At 66.2% G+C, this 20,415-nt stretch carries 17 protein-coding genes and 1 pseudogene; 9 read left to right on the forward strand and 9 right to left on the reverse strand.

Translation table 11 applies throughout. From position 1 onward, the window contains the following. The first annotated feature begins 90 nt into the window (after window positions 1-90). A complete protein-coding gene (locus BLM15_RS28265) occupies window positions 91-1,089 on the forward strand; it encodes a glycosyltransferase family 2 protein (protein WP_126115865.1) in 999 nt (332 codons plus the stop codon). On the opposite strand, the gene BLM15_RS28270 is transcribed toward BLM15_RS28265, so the two are convergent. Further along, entirely contained in the window at window positions 1,084-2,331 is a 1,248-nt protein-coding gene (locus BLM15_RS28270; protein ID WP_164985382.1) for a lipopolysaccharide biosynthesis protein, read from the reverse strand. The genes BLM15_RS28265 and BLM15_RS28270 overlap by 6 nt on opposite strands. A 478-nt stretch (window positions 2,332-2,809) precedes the next feature. Between BLM15_RS28270 and BLM15_RS28275 the strand changes: the two genes are divergently transcribed. From BLM15_RS28275 to BLM15_RS28310, 8 genes are read left to right on the forward strand one after another with little or no spacing between them, the layout of a single operon-like run. Beyond that, complete coding sequence (locus BLM15_RS28275; RefSeq protein WP_164547672.1) at window positions 2,810-4,219, forward strand: GumC family protein; 1,410 nt, start codon at window positions 2,810-2,812, stop codon at window positions 4,217-4,219. After that, complete coding sequence (locus tag BLM15_RS28280; protein WP_126115868.1) at window positions 4,216-5,541, forward strand: O-antigen ligase family protein; 1,326 nt, start codon at window positions 4,216-4,218, stop codon at window positions 5,539-5,541. The genes BLM15_RS28275 and BLM15_RS28280 overlap by 4 nt, the downstream gene beginning before the upstream one ends. Further along, window positions 5,534-6,349, forward strand: coding sequence for a polysaccharide deacetylase family protein (locus BLM15_RS28285; RefSeq protein ID WP_126115869.1), 816 nt, complete (start codon window positions 5,534-5,536; stop codon window positions 6,347-6,349). Before BLM15_RS28280 ends, BLM15_RS28285 begins: the two co-directional genes overlap by 8 nt. Continuing rightward, window positions 6,346-7,572 (forward strand): glycosyltransferase family 4 protein, encoded by a 1,227-nt coding sequence (locus BLM15_RS28290; RefSeq protein WP_126115870.1) that lies wholly within the window; start codon window positions 6,346-6,348, stop codon window positions 7,570-7,572. The genes BLM15_RS28285 and BLM15_RS28290 overlap by 4 nt, the downstream gene beginning before the upstream one ends. After that, window positions 7,500-8,786 carry a glycosyltransferase family 4 protein gene (locus BLM15_RS28295; RefSeq protein ID WP_236846457.1) on the forward strand — a complete coding sequence of 429 codons (1,287 nt, stop codon included), beginning with the start codon at window positions 7,500-7,502 and terminating at the stop codon, window positions 8,784-8,786. Before BLM15_RS28290 ends, BLM15_RS28295 begins: the two co-directional genes overlap by 73 nt. Further along, window positions 8,783-9,691 (forward strand): methyltransferase domain-containing protein, encoded by a 909-nt coding sequence (locus tag BLM15_RS28300; protein WP_164547673.1) that lies wholly within the window; start codon window positions 8,783-8,785, stop codon window positions 9,689-9,691. The genes BLM15_RS28295 and BLM15_RS28300 overlap by 4 nt, the downstream gene beginning before the upstream one ends. Further along, window positions 9,688-10,935, forward strand: a complete 1,248-nt coding sequence (locus tag BLM15_RS28305; RefSeq protein ID WP_164547674.1) for a glycoside hydrolase family 5 protein — start codon at window positions 9,688-9,690, stop codon at window positions 10,933-10,935. The genes BLM15_RS28300 and BLM15_RS28305 overlap by 4 nt, the downstream gene beginning before the upstream one ends. Next, window positions 10,932-12,326, forward strand: coding sequence for an acyltransferase family protein (locus BLM15_RS28310; protein WP_126115873.1), 1,395 nt, complete (start codon window positions 10,932-10,934; stop codon window positions 12,324-12,326). Before BLM15_RS28305 ends, BLM15_RS28310 begins: the two co-directional genes overlap by 4 nt. A 60-nt stretch (window positions 12,327-12,386) precedes the next feature. Here the strand turns inward: BLM15_RS28310 and BLM15_RS28315 are convergent. The 8 genes and pseudogenes from BLM15_RS28315 to BLM15_RS28350 form a co-directional block, all read right to left on the reverse strand. Further along, a pseudogene (locus BLM15_RS28315) lies at window positions 12,387-12,657 on the reverse strand (RrF2 family transcriptional regulator); the annotation flags it as partial. A gap of 147 nt (window positions 12,658-12,804) precedes the next feature. After that, complete coding sequence (locus tag BLM15_RS28320; RefSeq protein WP_126115874.1) at window positions 12,805-13,269, reverse strand: cupin domain-containing protein; 465 nt, start codon at window positions 13,267-13,269, stop codon at window positions 12,805-12,807. Next, a complete protein-coding gene (locus BLM15_RS28325; RefSeq protein ID WP_126115875.1) occupies window positions 13,262-14,386 on the reverse strand; it encodes a RuBisCO large subunit C-terminal-like domain-containing protein in 1,125 nt (374 codons plus the stop codon). The genes BLM15_RS28320 and BLM15_RS28325 overlap by 8 nt, the downstream gene beginning before the upstream one ends. A 73-nt stretch (window positions 14,387-14,459) precedes the next feature. Beyond that, window positions 14,460-15,338, reverse strand: a complete 879-nt coding sequence (locus tag BLM15_RS28330; RefSeq protein WP_126115876.1) for an NADPH-dependent oxidoreductase — start codon at window positions 15,336-15,338, stop codon at window positions 14,460-14,462. A 50-nt stretch (window positions 15,339-15,388) separates the two neighbouring features. Next, complete coding sequence (locus BLM15_RS28335) at window positions 15,389-16,258, reverse strand: ABC transporter permease (RefSeq protein WP_126115877.1); 870 nt, start codon at window positions 16,256-16,258, stop codon at window positions 15,389-15,391. Further along, complete coding sequence (locus BLM15_RS28340; RefSeq protein WP_126115878.1) at window positions 16,255-17,139, reverse strand: ABC transporter ATP-binding protein; 885 nt, start codon at window positions 17,137-17,139, stop codon at window positions 16,255-16,257. The genes BLM15_RS28335 and BLM15_RS28340 overlap by 4 nt, the downstream gene beginning before the upstream one ends. A 6-nt stretch (window positions 17,140-17,145) precedes the next feature. Beyond that, a complete protein-coding gene (locus BLM15_RS28345; RefSeq protein ID WP_126115879.1) occupies window positions 17,146-18,177 on the reverse strand; it encodes an ABC transporter substrate-binding protein in 1,032 nt (343 codons plus the stop codon). 251 nt (window positions 18,178-18,428) lie between these two features. After that, the gene (locus BLM15_RS28350) at window positions 18,429-20,360 is read right to left on the reverse strand and encodes an FAD-binding monooxygenase (protein WP_126115880.1); all 1,932 of its coding nucleotides are present in this window, start codon (window positions 20,358-20,360) and stop codon (window positions 18,429-18,431) included. Between the last annotated feature and the right edge of the window lie 55 nt (window positions 20,361-20,415).

The following is a 20,415-nucleotide window of genomic DNA, read 5'->3' on the forward strand; positions in this document are numbered from 1 at the left end:
CAGAAATCCTGCTCTAACCTCTTAGAATCGATCACGTTTTATGATTTTGGATCGGCTCGATCCAAAATCATCGTGATCTAGGCGGGTGCGATGGCGGTGTCGGTCATCCTCAAGACGCTCAACGAGGAGGCTCGGATCGGCGCCGCCATCGAAAGCGTCCTGGCGGCGCTGGCTGGGATCGGTGGCGAGGTCATCGTCGCCGATGGTGGCTCGCGCGATCGCACCCTCGCCATCGCCGCGACCTATCCCGTCCGTGTCGTCCAACTTGAACCGGCCATTCGGCCGAGCTGCGGAATCGGTCCACAGCTCGGCTTCCAGTACAGCCGCGAACCGTTGATCTGCCTGATGGACGGCGACATGCTGCTTGATCCCGGCTTCCTGCCCGAAGCCATCGCCTATCTCCAAGCCAATCCCCGCGCCGCCGGCGTGACCGGGCATGTCGAGGAGATGAACGATACCAGCCTCGAATACATCAGGCGTGGGCGCCGGGTCTCGCCGGAGAACCGGACGGGCACGATCGACCGCATGAATGGCGGTGGTCTTTATCGGCGGGAGGCGATCGAGCAGGCCGGCTATCTGTCGGATCGAAACCTGCACGGTTACGAAGAGTTCGACCTCGGCCTGCGCTTGCGGGCGCGGGGCTGGACCCTGCACCGTCTCGATCGCCCTTTCGTCCGCCATTTCGGCCATGTGCTCAACGCCTACACACTGCTCCTGCGGCGTTGGAAGTCGGGCTATCTGCGCGGGATCGGAGAGTTGTTGCGGGCAGCGCTCGGCAAGCCGCAATGGCGGCAGCTGGTCGAGGAGCTGCCCGAGCTGAAGCTCTGGATTGTCGTCTATCTCTGGCTGATCGCGATGATCGTGCTTCCCTTCGCGACGCCGAGCCCGGCTTTGGGGCTCGCGATCGATGCTGTCCTGATCGCTGGCATCGTCGGCATGATGAGCTTGCGGCAGCGCAGCCTGTCGCTCGGTCTGTATGCGGTCGTCGCCTGGCTGTTCCACGCCGCCGCCTTGCCGCACGGCTTCTTCCAGGCGCGGAAGGCTCCCGACGCCTGGATCGAGAGCCGGATCGTCCAGGACATCTCATGAGGGCAGGGGCCTTGCCGGCATGGGCGCGGCCGCGTGCAAGCGGCTGCGTCGTGCGAAGCGGAGCAGCACGAGCCACGCGGCCACGACGATGGCGCCGTCGATCGCATAGAGCGCGATGAAGGTGCCGATCGGCGCCGCCAGCCATGTCGCCCCCACGATGACGGCGCTGCCCAGCAGATTGGCGCTGTTCAGGACCCAGGCCCGTGCATCCTGACGCCCCGAGGCGCCCAGCAGGTCGACCGCAGCGGCCCAGGCACCGACGAGGACGATGGTGCCCGAGAGGCAACGCACGAAGACCGGAAGATCGTGATAGGCGCGGCCGAACAGGGCCGGAAGCCATGGCGCCAGCATGAACAAGGTGAGGAAAGTCGTCGTACCGAGGGCAAGCGCCGCGATCAGGGCCCGTTTGGCCGTGGGCAAGGCGAGATGCAGGCCGTCGCGGCTTTCGCGCGCCAGGCGCGGATAGATCAGCCGGTTGAGGGCATCGATCGCAAGGTGGCTGCTGTCGATGATCCGTCTGGCGACGCCATAGCTTCCAACCGTCTCGATCGAGGTGAATAGGCCGATCACCAACAGGTCGACATTCGAGCGTATGGCCCGCCCGACGAATTGCGAGCTGAAAAGCAGGCCGGCTTGCAGCTCCTCGCGCAGGATCGCGAGTCGGGGGCGGCCGAGGGGCGAGAGCCATGCGGCTCCGACGAGGGCATAGAGAAGATTCCCGCCGCACTGCCAGAGCGCCCATTCCGACAGGCTCGAGACCTGGAACACCATGCAGGCGAGAGCCGCGGTGGCCATGCGCGCGACAGCAAAGCCGACGACCGCATGATTGGCCGCATGAACCCTGCCGAGGCTGAGGAAGACAGTCTCGACGAGAAGGATCACCCTTACGAGCACGACATTGCCGAAGAACAGCAACGTCAGGGTCAGCGCATCGACGGAGGGGCCAGAGCTCAGGCGGACCCAGGACGACATCGCCGCAACACCGCCAACGACGAGGACGGCACCGCTGAGGCCTATCAAAAGAAGATTGTGACCAAGCAGGCTCGGATAACTGTCGGGGTCGCGCGACACCCGACGAAGCATGCAGTCGGAGGCGCCGAGGCCACAGAGCTGGACCGCCACGGCGATCACGGCGGAAACCTGAACGAAGAGGCCAAACTCGGTCGGCCCGAGCGCGCGCGCCAGAATGGCGAAGGTCACGAGCTGTGACAGGCTGGCCGTAGCAAGGGACCCGCTCGACAACAGGTAGCTGAGAAGGATTGGCCGGGCGAACCGGATTCTTCCCCCGACACCCTCTTCGCTGATTGCCAAGACATTCCCCCATTTGCGGCGGCAGAAGCGCGCCTCAATACCGACGCGACGGCCTCCGGGTAAGGTTAACGTTTAATTAAATATACTACCTGAGGTTGTAATTATCGAACAAACGGAGATTATCACAACCTATAGGAGTAGTCTTGAGAAAATTCGCGGAGTTGGAGAAAGACATGGTCACGATTGCGGCCGTCAGGCTTGCTCCGATCCACGGCGCCCCAGGCGACGCAAGTTCACCCGAGCAAAGGCGCTTTCTCGGCCATCCCCGTCACTTCGAGAGACCGTGGCGTTTCTTCTCAGCTCTCGGAACTCGGCCTGCGTGGCTCGAGCAGAGCTCCGTGATGTCCAAGGTAGACGCGCACTCGCACTGACGCAGGCCGAGATGTACCTCACAACCGAGAGCAGCAAGATGCGGCGCGAGGAGGATGCCCCGTTTCGACGCGCTGTCGAATTGGCGGCCCCGCCCGTCCGCACGATCAGCGCCACCCAGGCTCTGGGCTGGCTGCTGCGTGGCTGGTTCTGGATGCTGGTTGCAGCGCTCGTCGGCGCCGTCGCGGCCGTCGGCGTCACATTTCTGCTGACGCCACGCTTCAAGGCGACGACGGAGCTGACGATCGCGCCATCTAACCTGCTGATCGCTCCGAACGATCTCTACGCAACGAATATTCAGAGCGACAGCCAGATCTTGGATGTCGAGAGCAAGATGAGGATGATCTCCTCGGGAAATGTCTTGCGCCGGGTCGTCGACGAACTCGCCCTCAGGAATGATCCGGAATTCGCCGGCAAGCTGCCGCTGTTCGATTTCCTGGGAGCTTCCGATCAACGACAACCCGGCGACGGATCCGATCTTGCCGCCGTTCTCGCCAGGCGCATTACCATTGCCCGGCAGGAGCGATCCTATGTCGTGTCCCTGTCGGTCTGGGCGAGCGAGGCCGCCCTGTCGGCTCGGCTCGCGAATGCCGTTGCCGAAACCTTCCGCGAGGAAGTCGTGCGGGCCGATGCGGAGCGGGTTGGGCGTGCGGCGCAAGGACTGACCGCCCGCCTCGGCGAGATCAAGGCCGCCGCGACCGAGGCGGAAGACCGGGTCGAAGCCTTCCGCCGCACCAATGGCCTGCAGCAGGGCTCCTCCAGGCAACCGCTCAGCGGGGAAGCCCTCGAGCGGATGAGTGCCAAGCTGACCGACGCCAAGGCGCGCCTGGCCGAGGCTGAGGCGCGCTATAACGAAGTCACGCGGGCGGTCGCAGAGCACGGCGCGCAAGGCGGCGGTGTCCAGTCGCAGATACTGGCCGGATTGCTCGCCGACGAGGCGGCCTTGCGCCGGCAGGTTGCGGCGCTCGGCAAGACCCTGGGCCCGCGCCATCCCTCCCTGGTGAACATACTGGCCGAAGCCGATGCCCTGGGCAAAGCGATCAGATCCGAAACCGAGCGGCTTCGGCGCGCAGCCCGCATCGACGTCGACCAGGCCAGAAAGGCTCTTGAGGCGTTGGGCGGGGAGACACGCATGCTACGCGGAAGCGTCTCCGTCGACGACCAGGCCCAGGTGAAGCTGCGGGAACTCGAGCGCGAGGCAAGCGCCAAGACCGCGCTCTACCAGACCTTTCTGACCCGGGCGGGCGAGGCCGCGCAGCGACAACAGATCGACGCGACTGATGTCCGCGTGATCACGGTTGCGGCTGTTCCATCGCGTTCGACCTGGCCGCCTCGCCCGATCATCGCGGCTCCGGCGGGCATGGCGCTGGGCCTGCTTCTCTCAGCGGGCGCGCTCCTGGCCCTCGGTTACCTCGGCGAGTTTCGGTCCCGCAGGAGCGCAGCGCCATGAGCCAGACGAACGAGATGCGCGCGCGCTCGACTGCGGGCACCCTTGGGGGACTGCTCTTCGTCGCGACGCTGCTGTTCTACCTGGTCACGCTGACGCCGTTCATAGACCTGTCGGTAGCCGATGCGAATGACGCCGCGACGGCCAAGTCGAGCACGCTCAATCAGATCATCTATCTTAGCCTGACCGCGGCCCTGTGGCTGACGGTCTTCTGTTCGCCGGGGCGCCACCTGGTCGCACGTCCGCGTGGCATCCTGATCGCGCTGTTCCTCTGGTTCGCGATCGTCTCGGCCGTCTCGTCGCAACCCGACCTCGCGCTCAAGCGCGTTTTCCTGGCCACGCTCACCATCGTGAACGGCAGCATCTTGCTGCTGCTGCCGCGCTCGGAACGCCAGTTTGCCGGCATGCTCACAATCTGCTGCCTCGGCACCCTGGCGCTCGCCTATCTCGGCATCGCGCTGATGCCCCAGTTCGCGGTACATCAGGCCAGCGAAATCCGCGAGCCGATGAACGCCGGGCTCTGGCGCGGCCACTTCGCGCACAAGAACGTCGCGGCTGCGGCGATGGTGATCATAAGCTTCGCCGGACTCTATCTGTTCAGCACCGGCCGCCGGATCGTCGGCGGGTTGATGACACTGCTGGCGCTGGTGTTCTTGAGCCAAACCGGCGGAAAATCCGCCGCTGCGGCCCTGCCTGGCATTCTTGCAATCGCCTGGGTTTTCGAGCGTTGGCGCGCCGTTCGGTTCCCGATGGTCGTTCTGGGGATCGCCGCCGTCAACATCCTGACGATCGGCTGCTCGGTGTCACCAGCCATGCGCGATCTGGTCGCGCAGCTCGGCATCGACCCGACCTTCACCAACCGCATCGATATCTGGAAGATCGGCGCCGCCGCTGCCATCGACAACCCGCTGACCGGCTACGGCTTCCAGCTGTTCTGGCAGACCTACGAGATGGTCCATAAGGGCAGCGCGGCGGCAAGCTGGGCCTTCGCGGCGTTCAATGGCCACAACGCCTATCTCGACGTGGCGATCACCACGGGCATTCCCGGTCTCGTCCTGACGCTGGTCCTGCTCGTCTGGCTGCCGCTGTGCGACATCGCCCGGGCCGAGGCCACGGCGAACGATCCCGCATTGACGCGCCTCTTCGTGCGGATCTGGCTCTACGGGATCCTGGTCGGTTGCGTCGAGAGTCTGTTCTTCCAGTCGGGCAGCCTGATCTGGTTCATGCTGGTCGTTGCGATCTTCGGCCTCCACCTCCAGGCCAATGCGCACGAGATCAGAGAGCCGGCACATCATCGTCGCGGCATGGAGTCGGCCCATGCGTAGTGTGGCCACGTTTCCTGCCGCGCCCGAGCGCCTCGCCCGCCTCCCGGCGCTGATCGATCAGTGCGCCAGCCGACTCGAGAACCGGCTGATCCGGGCCGCGCCGTGGCAGGTCATGCAGGTGCCGACACGCGAGCCGATCGTCTCCTTCACCTTCGACGACGTGCCCGTCTCCGCGCTCGACGCCGGCGCGGCGATCCTCGAGGCGGATGGCGTGCGCGGCACGTTCTACATCTCCGGTAGCCTGGAAGGGCGCATCGAGCCGGATCGCACCCTGATCGATCTGGCGGGCTGCAGGGAGCTCGCGGCGCGCGGCCACGAGATCGGCTGCCATAGCTATGCGCATCGGGATCTGCGGCATGTCGACGGCGGCGCCCTGGTCGAGGATCTGGCGCGCAACGCGCGCTATCTCGACGCGATCGGCCCAAAGCCAAGCCGGCGCAATTTCGCCTATCCCTACAATAATGGCTCTTTCGGCAAACGGAGCATCCTCGCCGACGCCTTCCGGACTTGCCGCGCAGCAGGTGAAGGGATCAATCGCGGTCCGACCGACCCGACTTTTCTGCGTGCGGTCGAAATCCGGCAGCCGCAGCAGCATGTCCTGGGACTAGCCCGCTGGATCGAGGCGCTGGTCGTCAACCCCGGCTGGCTGATCTTCTTCACGCACGACATCTCGCCGAGGCCGACCCCCTATGGCTGCACGGCCCCGAGCTTCCGGCTGCTGGTCGGATATGCGCTCGCGCGCGGCTGCCAGGTGCTGACCGTCGACGCGGCGCTCGAGCGCATGGGGTTGCGGGAGCAGGCGAGATGAAGCGCGCCCGGCGGCTCCTGGCCATCAACAACTACTTCTATCGACGCGGCGGCGCCGAGAGCGTCTTCCTCGACCATATCGACCTGTTCACCGCGGCCGGCTGGGATGTCGTGCCGTTCGCGATGCAGCACCCCGCCAACCTGCCGAGCGCCTGGTCCAACTATTTCGTCTCCGAGATCGAGTATGGCGAGCCGGGTGGTCCGATCACGAAGGCGAGGCAGGCTGCCAAGATCATCTTCTCGCTGGAGGCTCGCCGGAAGATCCGTGCCCTGATTGGGCGGGCGCCGCCGACGGTGGCGCACGCCCACAACGTCTACCACCATATCTCGCCGTCGATCTTCGGAGCTCTCAAGGCCGAGGGCGTGCCGCTGGTGATGACGGCGCACGATCTGAAGATCGCCTGCCCGGCCTACAAGATGCTGAGCCAGGGCCGCGTCTGCGAGCGCTGCCATGGCGGCCGCATCCACAACGTCCTGCTGCATCGTTGCGTCAAGGATTCGGCCATGGTGAGCGGCCTCGTCTTGATGGAGACCCTGGTCCACCGCAGCTTCGGCCTCTATCGCGACACGATCGATCGTCTCATCGCCCCGAGCCGCTTCTACCGCGACAAGCTGGTCGAGTGGGGATGGGACGCAAATCGGATCGCCTACATCCCGAACTGCATCGACGCGAGCCAGTATGCGCCGGTGTCTCACGAAGGCGACTATTTTGTCTATGCGGGGCGGCTCGCGCCGGAGAAGGGGCTGGCCACGCTCGTGCGCGCCGTCGCACTGTCGGACCAGCGATTAGTCCTGGCCGGCACCGGTCCTGAAGAGACAACCCTACGCCATCTCGCATGGAATCTCGGCGCCGATGTCGCCTTCGCGGGTCATCTTGACAAGCCGGAGCTGAAGCGGCTGATCGGTGAGGCGCTGGCGCTGGTTCTCCCCTCCGAATGGTACGAGAACGCGCCCATCAGCGTCCTCGAAGCCTATGCGCTCGGGCGCCCGGTCGTCGGCACGCGGATCGGCGGCATTCCGGAGCTGGTCGCGGATGGTGAGACCGGCATCCTGGTCGAACCGGGCAGTCCGGCCATGCTTGCCGACGCGCTCGCTGCGCTTGCGAACCTTTCGCCCGCAGAGCGCGCCGGGCTGGGCGCGGCCGGCCGCGATTGGGTGCGCCGGGAATTCTCGCCCGACAGATACCGCCAACGCACCACGGACCTCTACGAGGCGCTCGGCTGATGTACACCCTGATCCCGCCAATCAGCGCGAGCCCGCCCGAACGGAAAGTGATCTTTGTCGGCTTGCGCGGCGTCCCCGAGATTCAGGGCGGGGTCGAAACCCACGTCGCTGCGATCTCGGCGCGCCTGGCGGAACGCGGCTGGCAGGTCGAGGTGCTCGGCCGTGCGCCGTATCTTCCGTCGCAACGACCCTATGTCTGGAAAGGCGTCACCGTCACGCCGGTGTGGGCGCCGCGGTCGCGGAGCTTCGAGGCGCTGGCGCATACGGCATTGGGCCTCATCGTCGCGGCCGGGCGGAACCCCGACCTGGTACATATCCATGCGATCGGGCCGGCGCTGCTGACCCCGTTCGCGCGCCTGCTCGGCCTCCACGTCGTGGTGACCCATCATGGCTTTGACTACGAACGACAGAAATGGGGGCGCCTCGCCAAATCCATTCTGCGCACCGGTGAAGCAATGGGGATGCTGTTCTCCCATGCGAATATCGGCGTCTCGAAAGTGATCGTCGACAGCGTCCGCCGCAAGTTCAGCGTAGGCGCGATCTTCATCCCGAACGGTGTCGAGAACCCGTTCCCGAAGCTGGACACCTCCTATCTCGACGGCATCCAGGTCACGCCCCGCCGCTATGTCCTGAGCGTCGGCAGGATCGTCGAAGAGAAACGGCATCTTGATCTGATCAACGCCTTCGCGCGCCTGAACGATCCTGGCCTCAAGCTCGTCATTGCCGGCACGGCCGATCACGCCGGGCGCTATCAGCGCGCGGTCGAGGCCGCCGCCGCGGCGACGCCCGGCGTGGTGATGGCGGGCTTCCAGCGCGGCGAAGCCCTGTCCCAGCTATACCGGCACGCGGGCCTGTTCGTTCTCCCCTCAAGCCATGAAGGCATGCCGATGGTGCTGCTCGAAGCGCTCAGCTACGGGGCGCCCTGCCTGGCGAGCGACATCGACGCGAATCTCGCGCTCGATCTCGGGAGGGAGAGCTATTTCCCGCTGGGCGAGCTCGATGCGCTCGCGGAGGCGATGCGGTTGAGGCTCGCCGCGCCCAGTACAGCCGAGGGCGCGGAGCGGGCCGCCCGGGTTCTCGATTCCTTCGGATGGGGCGCAATCGTCGAGCGCACCATGGACGTCTACGAGAGCGCGCTTCTCGGCTGGCGGCCGGGCGGCGTGCGCCATGGTGGCACCGGCCTGCGGGCACACGTCGAATTCGGAGGCCGATGATGACGCCTGTCCTGCGAAACCTCGAAATGACGATCCTAGGCCTCGGCTTCCTCGGCCTGGCCTGGGGCAAGAACAGACTGCACGGCTACACCACGCCAAACCGCGTGGAGAAATCAGATTCAGAGGGCAAGGTCGCTTACCTTCTCGACATCTTCGCTTCGCTCCGCCGCTTCCTGCCGCCGCAATTCGACCTGCGCGGGCGCGATGTGCTGGAGCTGAGCCCTGGCGCATCGCGCGGCATCGGCGTGCTCTTCCTCGCGCTCGGGGCGCGATCCTATCACGCCATCGACGCGTTCGACCTTGCCGGCGGCGAAGACCCGGCCTTCTATGACCGGCTGCTCGACCGGTTCCCCGAAGGCCGAAAGGCCGACCGGGAACGCGCCCGGACCATCGCCCGCACGCCCGGTGCGCGCGAGTTCGATTATGCCGTCGGGCGGGATTTCGATATCCTCCGCCTTGCCGAGGGACGGAGTTTCGACCTGATCGTCAGCTGCGCCGCTTTCGAACATTACGACGACCCGGCGGCGACGATCGCCGGCCTGACGCAGGTCGCCCGGCCCGGCTGCGAGAGCGTCCACATCATCGACCTGCAGACGCATTCGCGCTGGATCCGCGAGCGCGATCCCAACAACATCTATCGCTATCCCGAACCGATCTACCGGCTCTTTAGCTTTCCCGGCCAGCCGAACCGGCAACGCCCCGCCGATTATGTCCGCAGCTTTTCAGCCAAGGGCTGGAGCGATGTCCGCTTCGTGCCGTCGCTAACCATCGATCCCGCACTTCGCGAGACCTCATTGCGAGGCCTTGCCGCGCCCTTCGCCGGCCGGGACGATATGAGCATCCTCGATGGCGCCCTGACGGCGCGCTATCCCGGACTGGGCGGCGATTGGGGGATGGCTTCGTGACGAGCCGCCGTTCCGTTCTCGGCGGCCTTGCCGGCGTCGCGACGCTTGCCTCCTTCGGGACACTGCCAACGGCAAGTGGGCCCAGCGGCGACATCCCCCTGTTTCGTCGCGGCATCGGCGTCTCTCACGCCTGGGGATGGGCCGATGTCGAGGCCGACGGCTCCTACGGCTATGCACCATTCTCGGCGGCTCGCTTTCGCTTCGATCAGGCGCAACGACAGGCGATCCGCGCCGCAGGTTTCGATTTCGTGCGCCTGGCCGTCGATGTCGGCCCGTTCCTGGCCTTCTCCGGCACGGCTCGCGACGGGCTCGACGAGCGCCTCATTGGCACGGTTCGCGACCTCATCGATACCGATCTTGGCGTGATCGTCGACCTGCATCCGAGCGCGATGAATCCGGCCTACTGGCCCGCTGCGCTGACCACAGGCGTCGATACGCCGAACTTCCGGGCCGTATTGGCCTTGCAGCAGCGCCTGGCCGCGCGCCTGGGGCAACTTGCGCAGGGCAGGGCAGCAGCCGGGGTCCCGAGGCTCGCGCTTGAACTCATGAACGAGCCGGAGCTGCCGCAGACAGCCTGGCAACCCATGCTCGAAGCCGCTTACAAGGCCGCGCGCAGCGGCTCGGCAACGTTGCCGCTCGTGCTGGGCGGTGGGTCGATGAACGCTCCGGCAGTGCTGGCTGCGATCGACATGCGCCCGTTCGCTGGCGATACCCGCCTGATCTATACCTATCACGACTACTCGCCCTGGCAGTTCACCCATCAGGGCGTCCGCGGCAATCCCGCCTATGCGCTGGACGCGATCGCCTATCCGGCGCCACAATCCACCCAGGCGATGATTGCGGCGACCCAGCGGCGGATCGGCGGCCTCGGTCTCGACGGCCCCGCTTTAGAACAGGCGCGGAAGGCGAAACAGACACTGGTGCGCTATGCCGGCTTCGATCGTTCGGCCCTCGAACGGACCTTCCGGCAGGTGAATGCCTGGCGCAGCGCGCAGCGCCTGCCTGCCCATGCCATCCTGCTCGGCGAGTTCGGGGTCCACAGGACGCCTTATCTTGGCACTCCCGAGGGAGTGGCTGCGCGGGAGCACTGGCTGCGCGACATGCGCGAACTCGCGGAGGCGCATGGCTTCGCCTGGGCCTGCTGGACCTATGCCGGGGCGGGCGGGTTTGCGCTCGCCGAGGGCGAGACCGGGCCGGGCTTCAACGCGGCGACGCGCCGTGCGCTGGGGCTCCTGCCGCGATGAGTCCCGCCACGACACGGCAGCGCTATGCCAATCTCGATGCGTTGCGGGCGATCGCGGCGCTAGCCGTGATGGTCGAGCACATGTTCGGCGATCTCATCAGGCAGGCTCCTGCCGCGACAGGTCCGATGAGCGCACTCGCCGAGGCGCTCGTGCAGAATCTGAGTCTGGGCCGGTTCGGCGTTGCGCTGTTCTTCCTGATCAGCGGGTTCGTCGTGCCGTTCAGCATCGCCGGCGAGCGGCCGCTCCGGCATTTCGCCATCTCGCGGCTGTTTCGGCTCTATCCGGCGTTCTGGCTGGCGCTGGCGGTGCTCGCGACGATGGGCTGGTTCTCCGGATATATGCCGGGGCTACCGACCGTGCTCGCCAACATGAGCATGGCGCCGCCGATCTTCGGCCAGCCCTGGCTCTCGCCGATCCACTGGACCTTGTTCGTCGAGCTGCTCTTTTATGTCCTCGTCGCGCTGCTGTTCGCGGCGGGAAGGCTGAGGCATGTCGGCGTCCTGCTTGGCCTGAGTTTGGCCCTGATCACCGCGACGGTCCTGCCGGTCCAATTGCGCACGCACGGTGTCGTCAACCTGCCGATCCAGTATCTCGGTATGCACCTGTCTTTCTTGTTCCTGGGCCTGCTGCTGCGGCTCTGGCTGGTCGAGCGGATGCGGGGAGCGCGCCTCTCGGCCGTGCTTCTCGTTGTCGTGCAGCTCGCCGCGCTGCTGTCGGTTTCGCAGTTTTCGCTGGCGCGCGGCGACAATTTCATCATGGAGGGGCTGAGGCCTGTCCTGAGCGCCTACATCCTCGCTTTCGCGGTCTTCCTCGCCGCGATCGGGCTGGATCGACCGCGCTCGCCCCTACTCGCGCTGATCGGACTGACCAGCTATTCGATGTATCTGTTCCACGGGACGGTCAACGCTGCCGTCTATCGCGTCCTGCCCCTGACTGGTGAGTTCGGCGACATCGCGACGATGTTGGTCTGCACCGGCTCGACCTTGCTGGTGTCCTGGCCTGTCTATCGAGCAATCGAACGCCCAATGATCGCGCTGGGGCGCAGGATATCGTCAAACCGTGACGCAGCCCTCGTCCCATCTTCACGGCTTGCAGACACTGTCCAGCGGCGGGTGGAATGGAACGGCACGCTCGTTGCCGCTTCCGCCGGCGGGCAGGGCTCGACGCCTCATCCGTCACCGGATTACCGCGCCGTCAGGCATGGGGGTCGGCGCTCGCTCGAGATCGAACCGAGTCTGCTACTGCCCGAGATCGTCGCCGAAGCGGCCCGGGAAGCGTCCGCCAGCGACAAGGTCGTCGGTGGGATCCTTGGGACGGCGATCGTCGCCGTCACGCTGAGCTGGTTCGCGCTGCTTGGGTATGTCGGCTGGAAGATCGCCGAGTCGCTGTGATGGTCCTTGCGCGCGTCCGGGTATCGGCGGCCGATATTGGCGTTAGGTGGCAGGGCGACCAGTTGCTGCCCTGTTGCGCGACGGCGCGATCGGCCCTTCAAGGGCGCGGAGGACGGCTCCGACCTTGATGGTTCGGGCCGGCTTCGCCAGCGCGTAACCGCCACCCGGGCGCTTCTTGCTGCGCAGCATGCCGGCGCAGATCGAGCAGGATGGGGTCGAGAAACTTCTTCGAGATGTTGTTGCGCTGGGCGATCTGGGCGGTTTCGCCGGCCTCGAGCCTGGCGAGGTGCACCATCGCCTTGATGCCGTATTTGCCCTTGTTGGTCAGCACTGCCCGTCCCCCGCATAGAAGTACAGTACGATCTATTTTGCGGGGCCTGCAAAGCGAGGGCGCTTACGGAGGGACGGCCGGAGAACGGTGCTCTCTGCGGGCAGCCGCCTTTTAGTGATGATGCTGCGATAGCGGCGCCGGCTGCGCTCAACCGTCGAGGAAGGCGGCGACCTCTGGCGAGGATCGTAAGGTCTCCAGTTCCTCAGGCGTCGGCAGGGCAGGGCGATCGCGGGTGGCGTCGACCAGGCAGAGGAAGCCGAGCGGTTCGTCGGGCGAGGCCTTGAACTGGTGCCAGGTCCAGCCGGGAATGGTGACGAGGTCGAGCGGGCCGATCTCGCTGACCTGCGTGCCGACGAGGCAGCGGCCACGGCCGCGTACGATGACGACACCATGGACATGGCCGTGGCGTTCCAGCGTGGTGTGGCCGCCGGGGGCGACCTCGAAATAGCGCAGCTCGCCGGCGAGGTCGGGTCGCGAAAACAGGATCTGGCGCGAGACGTCGCGGAAGGGCGCTCCGCCATCCTGCTTGTAGGCGAGCCGTTCGACACCCTGCCAGGCGAAGCCGCCTTCATGCCGGCGCAGGTTGGGAGCATCCTTGGTCGTGTCAGGCATGGGTTTGTGCCAGGGCTTGCGCTTGCGAGTGCTGGTGGACCGTGGCGACGAACGCGGCCGTGGCCTCGCTCAATCTGTCGCCCTCGGCGAGCAGGTTGCCGCCGATCAGCAGCATGACGTCGCGGCCATAGAAGTCGAGTATCTCCGGCACGCGCGCGACGTTCATGCCGCCGGCCGGAACAGGAGCGCTCGCTGCGAGCCCGGGCTCGGGCGCGAGCGCGGCTTCGGCAATGCGCTGGCAGGTCTCAGCGGAGTAGCCGAAGCGGCCGCCATGGTTGGGGAAGATCACCGCATCGACGCCGGCAAGCCGCCAGAGCTTGGTCAGGCAGGCCGGATCGATCCGGGCCGCGCCCGCCAGGCTCGGATGGGCGAAGAACGCAATCTGCGGATAGTCGCGCCTCAGCGCCTGGACGTTGGAGAGGCCGAGGATCGCCGGCGCGACCATCGCCGTGTCGAGCCCTTCCTCCGTGACGATGCGCAACTGCTCGCGCACGGCGTCGAGGCTTCCGGAGAGGCTCGGCACATAGCGGGTCGGATGACCGGTCTGCGCGACCGCACGGCGCACCGCGGCGGCGCAGGCAGCAACGCGCCGCGGGAACGGGCTGTAGCGTTGTGTCGCCAGCCCGTGATCATCTTTGACGTAGTCGATGCCGCCCAGTGCAAAGGCTTCCGCAAGGCGTGCCAGCTCCGCCGGGGGCAATCCTTGCGGTTTCAGGGCCGAACAGGTCAGGGCCCGCCCTGTGGCGCCGACACGCTGGCGCAGGCCGTCGAGGCCGATTTGCGGGCCATCGCCGAGCGCGGCGCGCAACTCTGGCGGCAGAGCGAAGTTTGCGAGCGTCAGGTCATCGTGCAGCGAGGAGTTGCCGAACAGCATGTTGAGGAGTTGGCCGGCGTCATCGCCGACCGTCGCCGCCGAGAGCAGGATGCAGATCGCATGCAGGCCGTTGCCTTTGGGCTCGACCGCGACGACGCGGCCGAGGATCTCGCCGAGAACGAAGGGGTCGTCGACCGCCTCGGGCGGCATCTCGATGCTCTGCTCGACGGCGATTGCTCTGGCGCGCGCTTCGGCCTCCTCAGGCGCGCCGCGTAGATGATAGGTGGCTTCAATCCAGCTCATCGTCGATCCCGCGGAAACGGGGCTCCGTCATTCCAGTCCCGCACCAGTATAGCGCTGCGGCTGCGAGTGCACCTCAACGCAGCGCGAAGCCGAGCGCGGTCAATGCATCGCGGATGCGGTCGCGCCCGCTCAGCGATTGCGGACCGGTGACGCGGGCGAGCGCCTGGCGCGACCACGGCACCTGCGGGATTTTCTGTTCGCCCTGGAAGTCCTGGATCGCCCCGTCATAAGCCGCGACCGGTTCCGGTGCGTAGCCGGCACCGTACTGCTCGTGGTGGAGGACAAGGGCGGGCGAAAGCCGCGGCTTGATGCCGGTGACGACCTCGGGGGCGGGATAGCCGACGCACAGGCCGAACACGGGGAACACCTTCGGCGGCAGTCCGAGTTCCCTGGCGACGCGTTCGGGGTCATTGCGCAGGGCGCCGATATAGACTGTGCCGAGGCCGAGGCTCTCGGCAGCCAGAACCGCGTTCTGCGCGGCGAGTGCGGCGTCGATGATGCCGACGAACAGGGTTTCGAGATAGTCGAGGGCGTCGACCGCATGCTCGCGAGCGGCACCGAGCGCGTCCAGCCGGCTGAGATCGGCGAGGAAGACCAGCAGCGTCGGCGCCTGGAGGATGTGTTTCTGATTGCCCGTGACATCGGCGAGGCGTGCCTTCCGGGCGGGGTCCGAGACCTCGACCACGCTCCAGGTCTGCAGATTGGAGGAGCTGGCGGCGGATTGCCCAGCCGCGACCAATGTCTCGATCGTGCCTTCGGGCAGCGGGTCGGGCTTGTAGGAGCGCACAGAGCGATGCGCCAGGATCTGGCCGATGACCTCGTTCCAATGCGCAGGCTCTGGTTGACCCTCGGCGCGATAGCGCGCCCGCAGCAGCGCTTCTGCGTCGGCGCCGGCGGAAACCTCCGAGAGTGCGGCAGGCGGGGTGTCGGCGAAGTGCAGGGCAGCGGTCATGGATGGAGATCCGTGCAGAAAGGCATGGGTCAGTGCGAGCGACAGCGGCATCAGCGCGCCATGCCCCAGCGCCTGATCGTCGTTTTCTCGATCGCCGCGAAGACGAGGTTCTCCACAGTGAGGCCGATCAGGATCACCAGGAGAAGGCCGGCGAAGACCTTGTCGGTATAGAGCTCGTTGCGGTTCTGGAAGATGTACCAGCCGAGGCCACCACGGCCCGAGGACGCGCCGAAGACGAGCTCGGCAGCGATCAGCGTGCGCCAGGCGAAGGCCCAGCCGATCTTGAGGCCCGACAGGATCGCGGGCAGCGCCGCCGGTACGAGAATGCCGAAGACATAGCGCAGGCCGGTGAGTCCGTAATTGCGGCCGGCCATGCGCAGCGTCTCGGGCACGCCCTGGAAACCGGCGAAGGTATTGAGCGCAACCGGCCAGAGCACCGAATGGATCAGCACGAAGATCAGGCTGCCCGAGCCGAGTCCGAACCAGAGCAGCGCCAAGGGCAGGAGCGCGATCGCCGGCAGCGGGTTGAACATCGCGGTCAGGGTCGAGAGCAGATCGCGGCCGATTTGCGTCGAGATCGCCAGCGTCGTCAGCAGGAAGGCGAGCGTCAGCCCGGCAGCATAGCCCTGCGCCAGCACGATCAGCGAGAGCCGGGCGCGCTCGATCAATTCGCCGCTTGCGAGCCCTTCGACCAGAGCCTGGACCGTGGCGAGGAAGGTGGGTAGCAGGAGCTCGTTGCCCTGCCAGCGCGCCAGCGCCTCCCAGAGAAGGGCGAGGACGACGAGGATCAGGCCCTTGCGCAGCCAGCCCTGCCCGGCGAGGCGCTCGAGCAGCGGACGCTGACGCTCGAGTGCTGTCGCGACAAAGGGCGGCAGCGGCTGGTCATATTCCGGCCGGATCGGTGGCTGGGCGAGGCTCATGGCTTCGCCTCTTCTGCGCCGGCCTGTTCATGCTCGAAGAGCCGCTCGTGCAAGCGCCGGACGGCGGCCTGGAATGGGGCGCCGCCTGTGCTCGCGAGATCGAATTCGTGGCTGTTGAACTCGGCCCGCAGCCGGCCGGGATGGGGCGAGAGCACCGCGACGCGGTTGCCGACGATCAGCGCTTCCTCGATCGAATGGGTGACGAAGAGCAGGGTGAAGCGGACCTCGTCCCAGAGCGCCAGCAGTTCCTCCTGCATCCGGCGCCGGGTGAGCGCGTCGAGCGCGGCGAAGGGCTCGTCCATCAGGAGGATGCTCGGCTGCATGGCGAGTGCGCGGGCGATGGCGACGCGCTGCTTCATGCCGCCGGAGAGCTGGTGCGGATAGCTGTCGGCGAATTTGGCGAGGCCGACCTTCTCGACATAATGGCGCGCCCGCTCTTCAGCCTCGCGGCGCGGAAGCGTGCGCGAGGCCGTGAGCGGGAAGGTGACGTTCTGCAGCACGGTCTTCCAGGGCGGGAGCTGGTCGAACTCCTGGAAGACGACGATGCGGTCGGGGCCGGGTCCGCTGACTGGCCGGCCGCCGAGCCTGATCTCGCCCTCGACCGGGGCGATGAAGCCGGCGACCGCCTTGAGCAGGGTCGACTTGCCGCAGCCGGACGGACCGAGCAGCACGAAGCGGTCGGCTTCATAGACATCGAAGCCGACCCGGTGGGTGGCACGCACGATCGTCTCGGCCGTGCGGTATTCGAGGCTGACGCCGTCGACCTGGAGGAGCGGAGCTAGCAAGGCAGGCGAAGCCTGTCCTTCGCCGGCCGGTGCAGCCGTGCGAGCGGGCAGGGGCAGCGGACCGCCCTGCGGTCGTCTCTCGGCGACGAGCGTCATGCCGGCTCAACTACCGGCGGTGATGCGCGGATCGGTGAAGAAGTAGTCCGACAGTGCCTTGGGCTCGTTCTTGATCGCACCGACGCGATGCAGGAACTGGCCGAGGCCGAGCGTGTTCTGCGGCTCGACCTTGAAGGTCACCTCGGGATTCTTGATGACCTGGAGCAGCAGCTTGCGGTCGCCCTTGCCGCCATTGGCCTTGAGGTAGATATCGGCCGCCTGCTCGGGGTTTGCGGTGATGAACTTCGCGGCTTCGTCGAGCGCGTCGAGGAAAGCGCGATAGGTCTTCGGCGCCTCCTTGTAGAATTTCTCGGTGCCGTAGAGCACGGTCGAGGAGGCCGGCCCGCCCTGAACATCGTAGGATTTGAGCACGATGCGGGCGTTCAGGTTCTCGGCCAGCTCCTGCTCCTGGAAGGGCGGGTTGCCGAAATGGCCGGTGATCTCGGTGCCGCCCTTGATGATCGCGGCGGCGGCCTCGGGATGGGGCAGGGCGACGCTGATCTTGTCGAGCTTCGCAAATTCCTTGTCGCCCCAGAGCTTGGCCGAGGCCCATTGCAGGATGCGCGACTGCACGGAGACGCCGACGGCGGGCAGGGCGATCCTGTCCTTGTCGGTGAAGTCGGCGATCGTCTTCACGTTCGGATTGTTGGTGACGAGATAATAGGGGAAGTTGCCGAGAGAGGCGACGCCCTTGACGCTCTGCTTGCCCTTGGTGCGATCCCACAGCGTGAAGAGCGGGCCGACACCGGCGCTGGCGATCTCGATCGAGTTCGAGAGCAAGGCATCGTTCACCGCGGCGCCGCCGGAGAGCTGCAGGAACTCGACCTTGATGTCGACGCCGGCCGCCTTGCCGTGCTTCTCGATCAGCTTCTGCTCGGCGGCGACATCGAGCAGCAGGTAGACGACGCCGAACTGCTTGGCGATGCGCAGCTGGCCCTCGGCAGCCGAAGCCGCGCTGGTGATGCCGAACGACAGCGCCGTGCCGACCATCACTGCGGCCGCCTGCCGGCGCGACAAGAGGTTGTTCCAAATCGCCATCTCGAACTCCCGAAAACGCTGCGGCGGCCCGTGTCCCAGGCCGCGCTGAGCCATGCCGAAACTTGCGGCTCGACAGCGCAAGCGTCAACGAGAATGTTCTTTTTAAAGAACAGATGGAGAGGGTTGTTTATTACCCTGAGCGCAGTGGCCGAAGAAGATTTGTCTTCTCGGGTCAAAAACTCTACGCCCCTCTTATTGGAGGGAAGGGCCAAGAGGCGGTTTGCGGGTGTATCGTTCTCTTTAAAAAACGTTCAGCGGTAAGCTTGGCCCTTCATGAACGCGGCGAAGAAGGCGGCCAAAGTTGCGTGGTCGTCGAGCGGCAGCAGATTGGCGACGTACTGATCGGGCCTCACGACCACCAGGCAACCGCGTTTGCGATCGATGCCGCGTGTATCGAAGATGTCCTGACCGCTGCCAAAGTCGGGGCAGAAGACCTTCTCGTAGTCGATCAGGCCGAGGCGACCCTTGCGTGGCAGAAGCAGGCTCGGCAGGGCATCGACGGCGACGTCGCGATGGGCCTGCTGAAGGATCGCGCGCAGGTCGATGACCGCATCGACATCGTCACCGGGCCGCGTATGTCGCCGCAGGGGTGACGAGGGCGAATCCGTAAGGAAGTCGCACAAGGCACGCAGGCGCGACGTGCCCGAAGACGGATCGGTGCGGTCGGCGAAAACGTAGAGGCGCCAGCGGCCATCAGCCTGCGCGACATGGCCGAGCTCAACCGGCTTGGCGTCGCCGAGCCTAACCACCGGCGCCGAGTGGAAACGCGCGCCGATCGGTAGTCCTGTCGCCAGTGCGGCATGGGTCGGCTCGCCGGTCAGGATCGAGGGCGCATAGCGTGTCGCGGTGCCCGCGGTGTAGCGGCCGTGCCTGACGAAATAGGCCTCGACCTCCTTGGGATCGACGCCATCTCCGCTTTCCGAGGTCTTCAGAGGCGCGCTCAGCATCTTCGCCCATTCGCGGTCGAAATCGATCAATTCCTTGGCGATCGCCTGGCGTTCGGCCGAGTAGCTGTGCAGCAGCCCGGGCGGGCATTGCCCGCGCAGGACCGCGGCCAGCTTCCAGCCGAGGTTGAAGCTGTCCTGCATCGAGACGTTCATGCCCTGGCCGGCCTTCGGGCTGTGGGTATGGCAGGCATCGCCGGCGATGAAGACGGCGGGGAGGCGCTGCTCGACCTCCTCCGCCGGCACGTCGTCGAACTTGTCGCAGAGGCGCTGGCCGATCTCGTAGACCGACCACCAGGCGACCTCCTTCACCTCGAACGAGTAGGGACGCAGGATGCGCTGCGCCGCGGCGATCAGGTGCTCGACGCCGATATTGCGGCTCGCGACCCGCTCGTTCTCGCTGAGCTTGTCGAGCTCGACATAGATGCGGATGAGATAACCACCTTCGCGGGGGATGATGATGATCGTGCCCTCGCCGGCGGACTGGATCAGCGCCTTCAGCCGGACATCCGGGAAGTCGGTGACGGCGAGCACATCCATGACACCCCAGGCCTGGTTGGCGGAATCGCCCTCCAGCGCTCGCCCGATCGACTTGCGCACGGCGCTGCGCGCGCCATCGCAGCCGACGACATAGCGCGTCCTGACGGTCTCGACCTCTCCCTCATGCGCCGGATCGACACGCTCCAGCTTTACGGTCACCGGGCGCGATGACGCGTTGTCGATCTGGAGATCGAGCAGGCGCCGGGAATAGTCCGGCTCTAGCCGGCTCGGCGAGCGCCGCATCGCGTCGAGGAAGAAGTCGTGGATACGCGCCTGGTTGAGGATCACATGCGGGAATTCGGAGAGCCCGTCCTCGACATCCTGGATCCGGCCGCTGCGGATGATGGCCTCCGGCCTCTTCGCGTCGGGTTTCCAGAACACCGTCTCGTTGACCCAATAGCTCTCCTTCAGGACGCGCTCGGAGAAGCCGAAGGCGTCGAACATCTCGATCGTGCGGCAGGCGATGCCGTCCGCCTGGCCCAGCTCCAGAGGCCCGGGCTTCTGCTCGACGATCCGCGTGGTGATCTCGGGAAAGGCGGCCAATTGCGCCGCCAGCGTCAAGCCTGCGGGACCGCAGCCGACGATGAGGACGTCGACCTCCGTCGGCAGGGAGGTGCTGGCCGAGGACGCCGGGAGATCGGTGGCGGGTTCGGAGACGGCGGGATCGCCGGTCCGAAAGCCGTTGAGATGAAACTGCATGGAAGCCCCCTTCAACGAGGCGGAATGATCGAGGTGCTTGCGTTGGCCGGACGCC

Origin of the sequence: Bosea sp. Tri-49, assembly GCF_003952665.1 — a bacterium.
GTDB lineage: Bacteria > Pseudomonadota > Alphaproteobacteria > Rhizobiales > Beijerinckiaceae > Allobosea.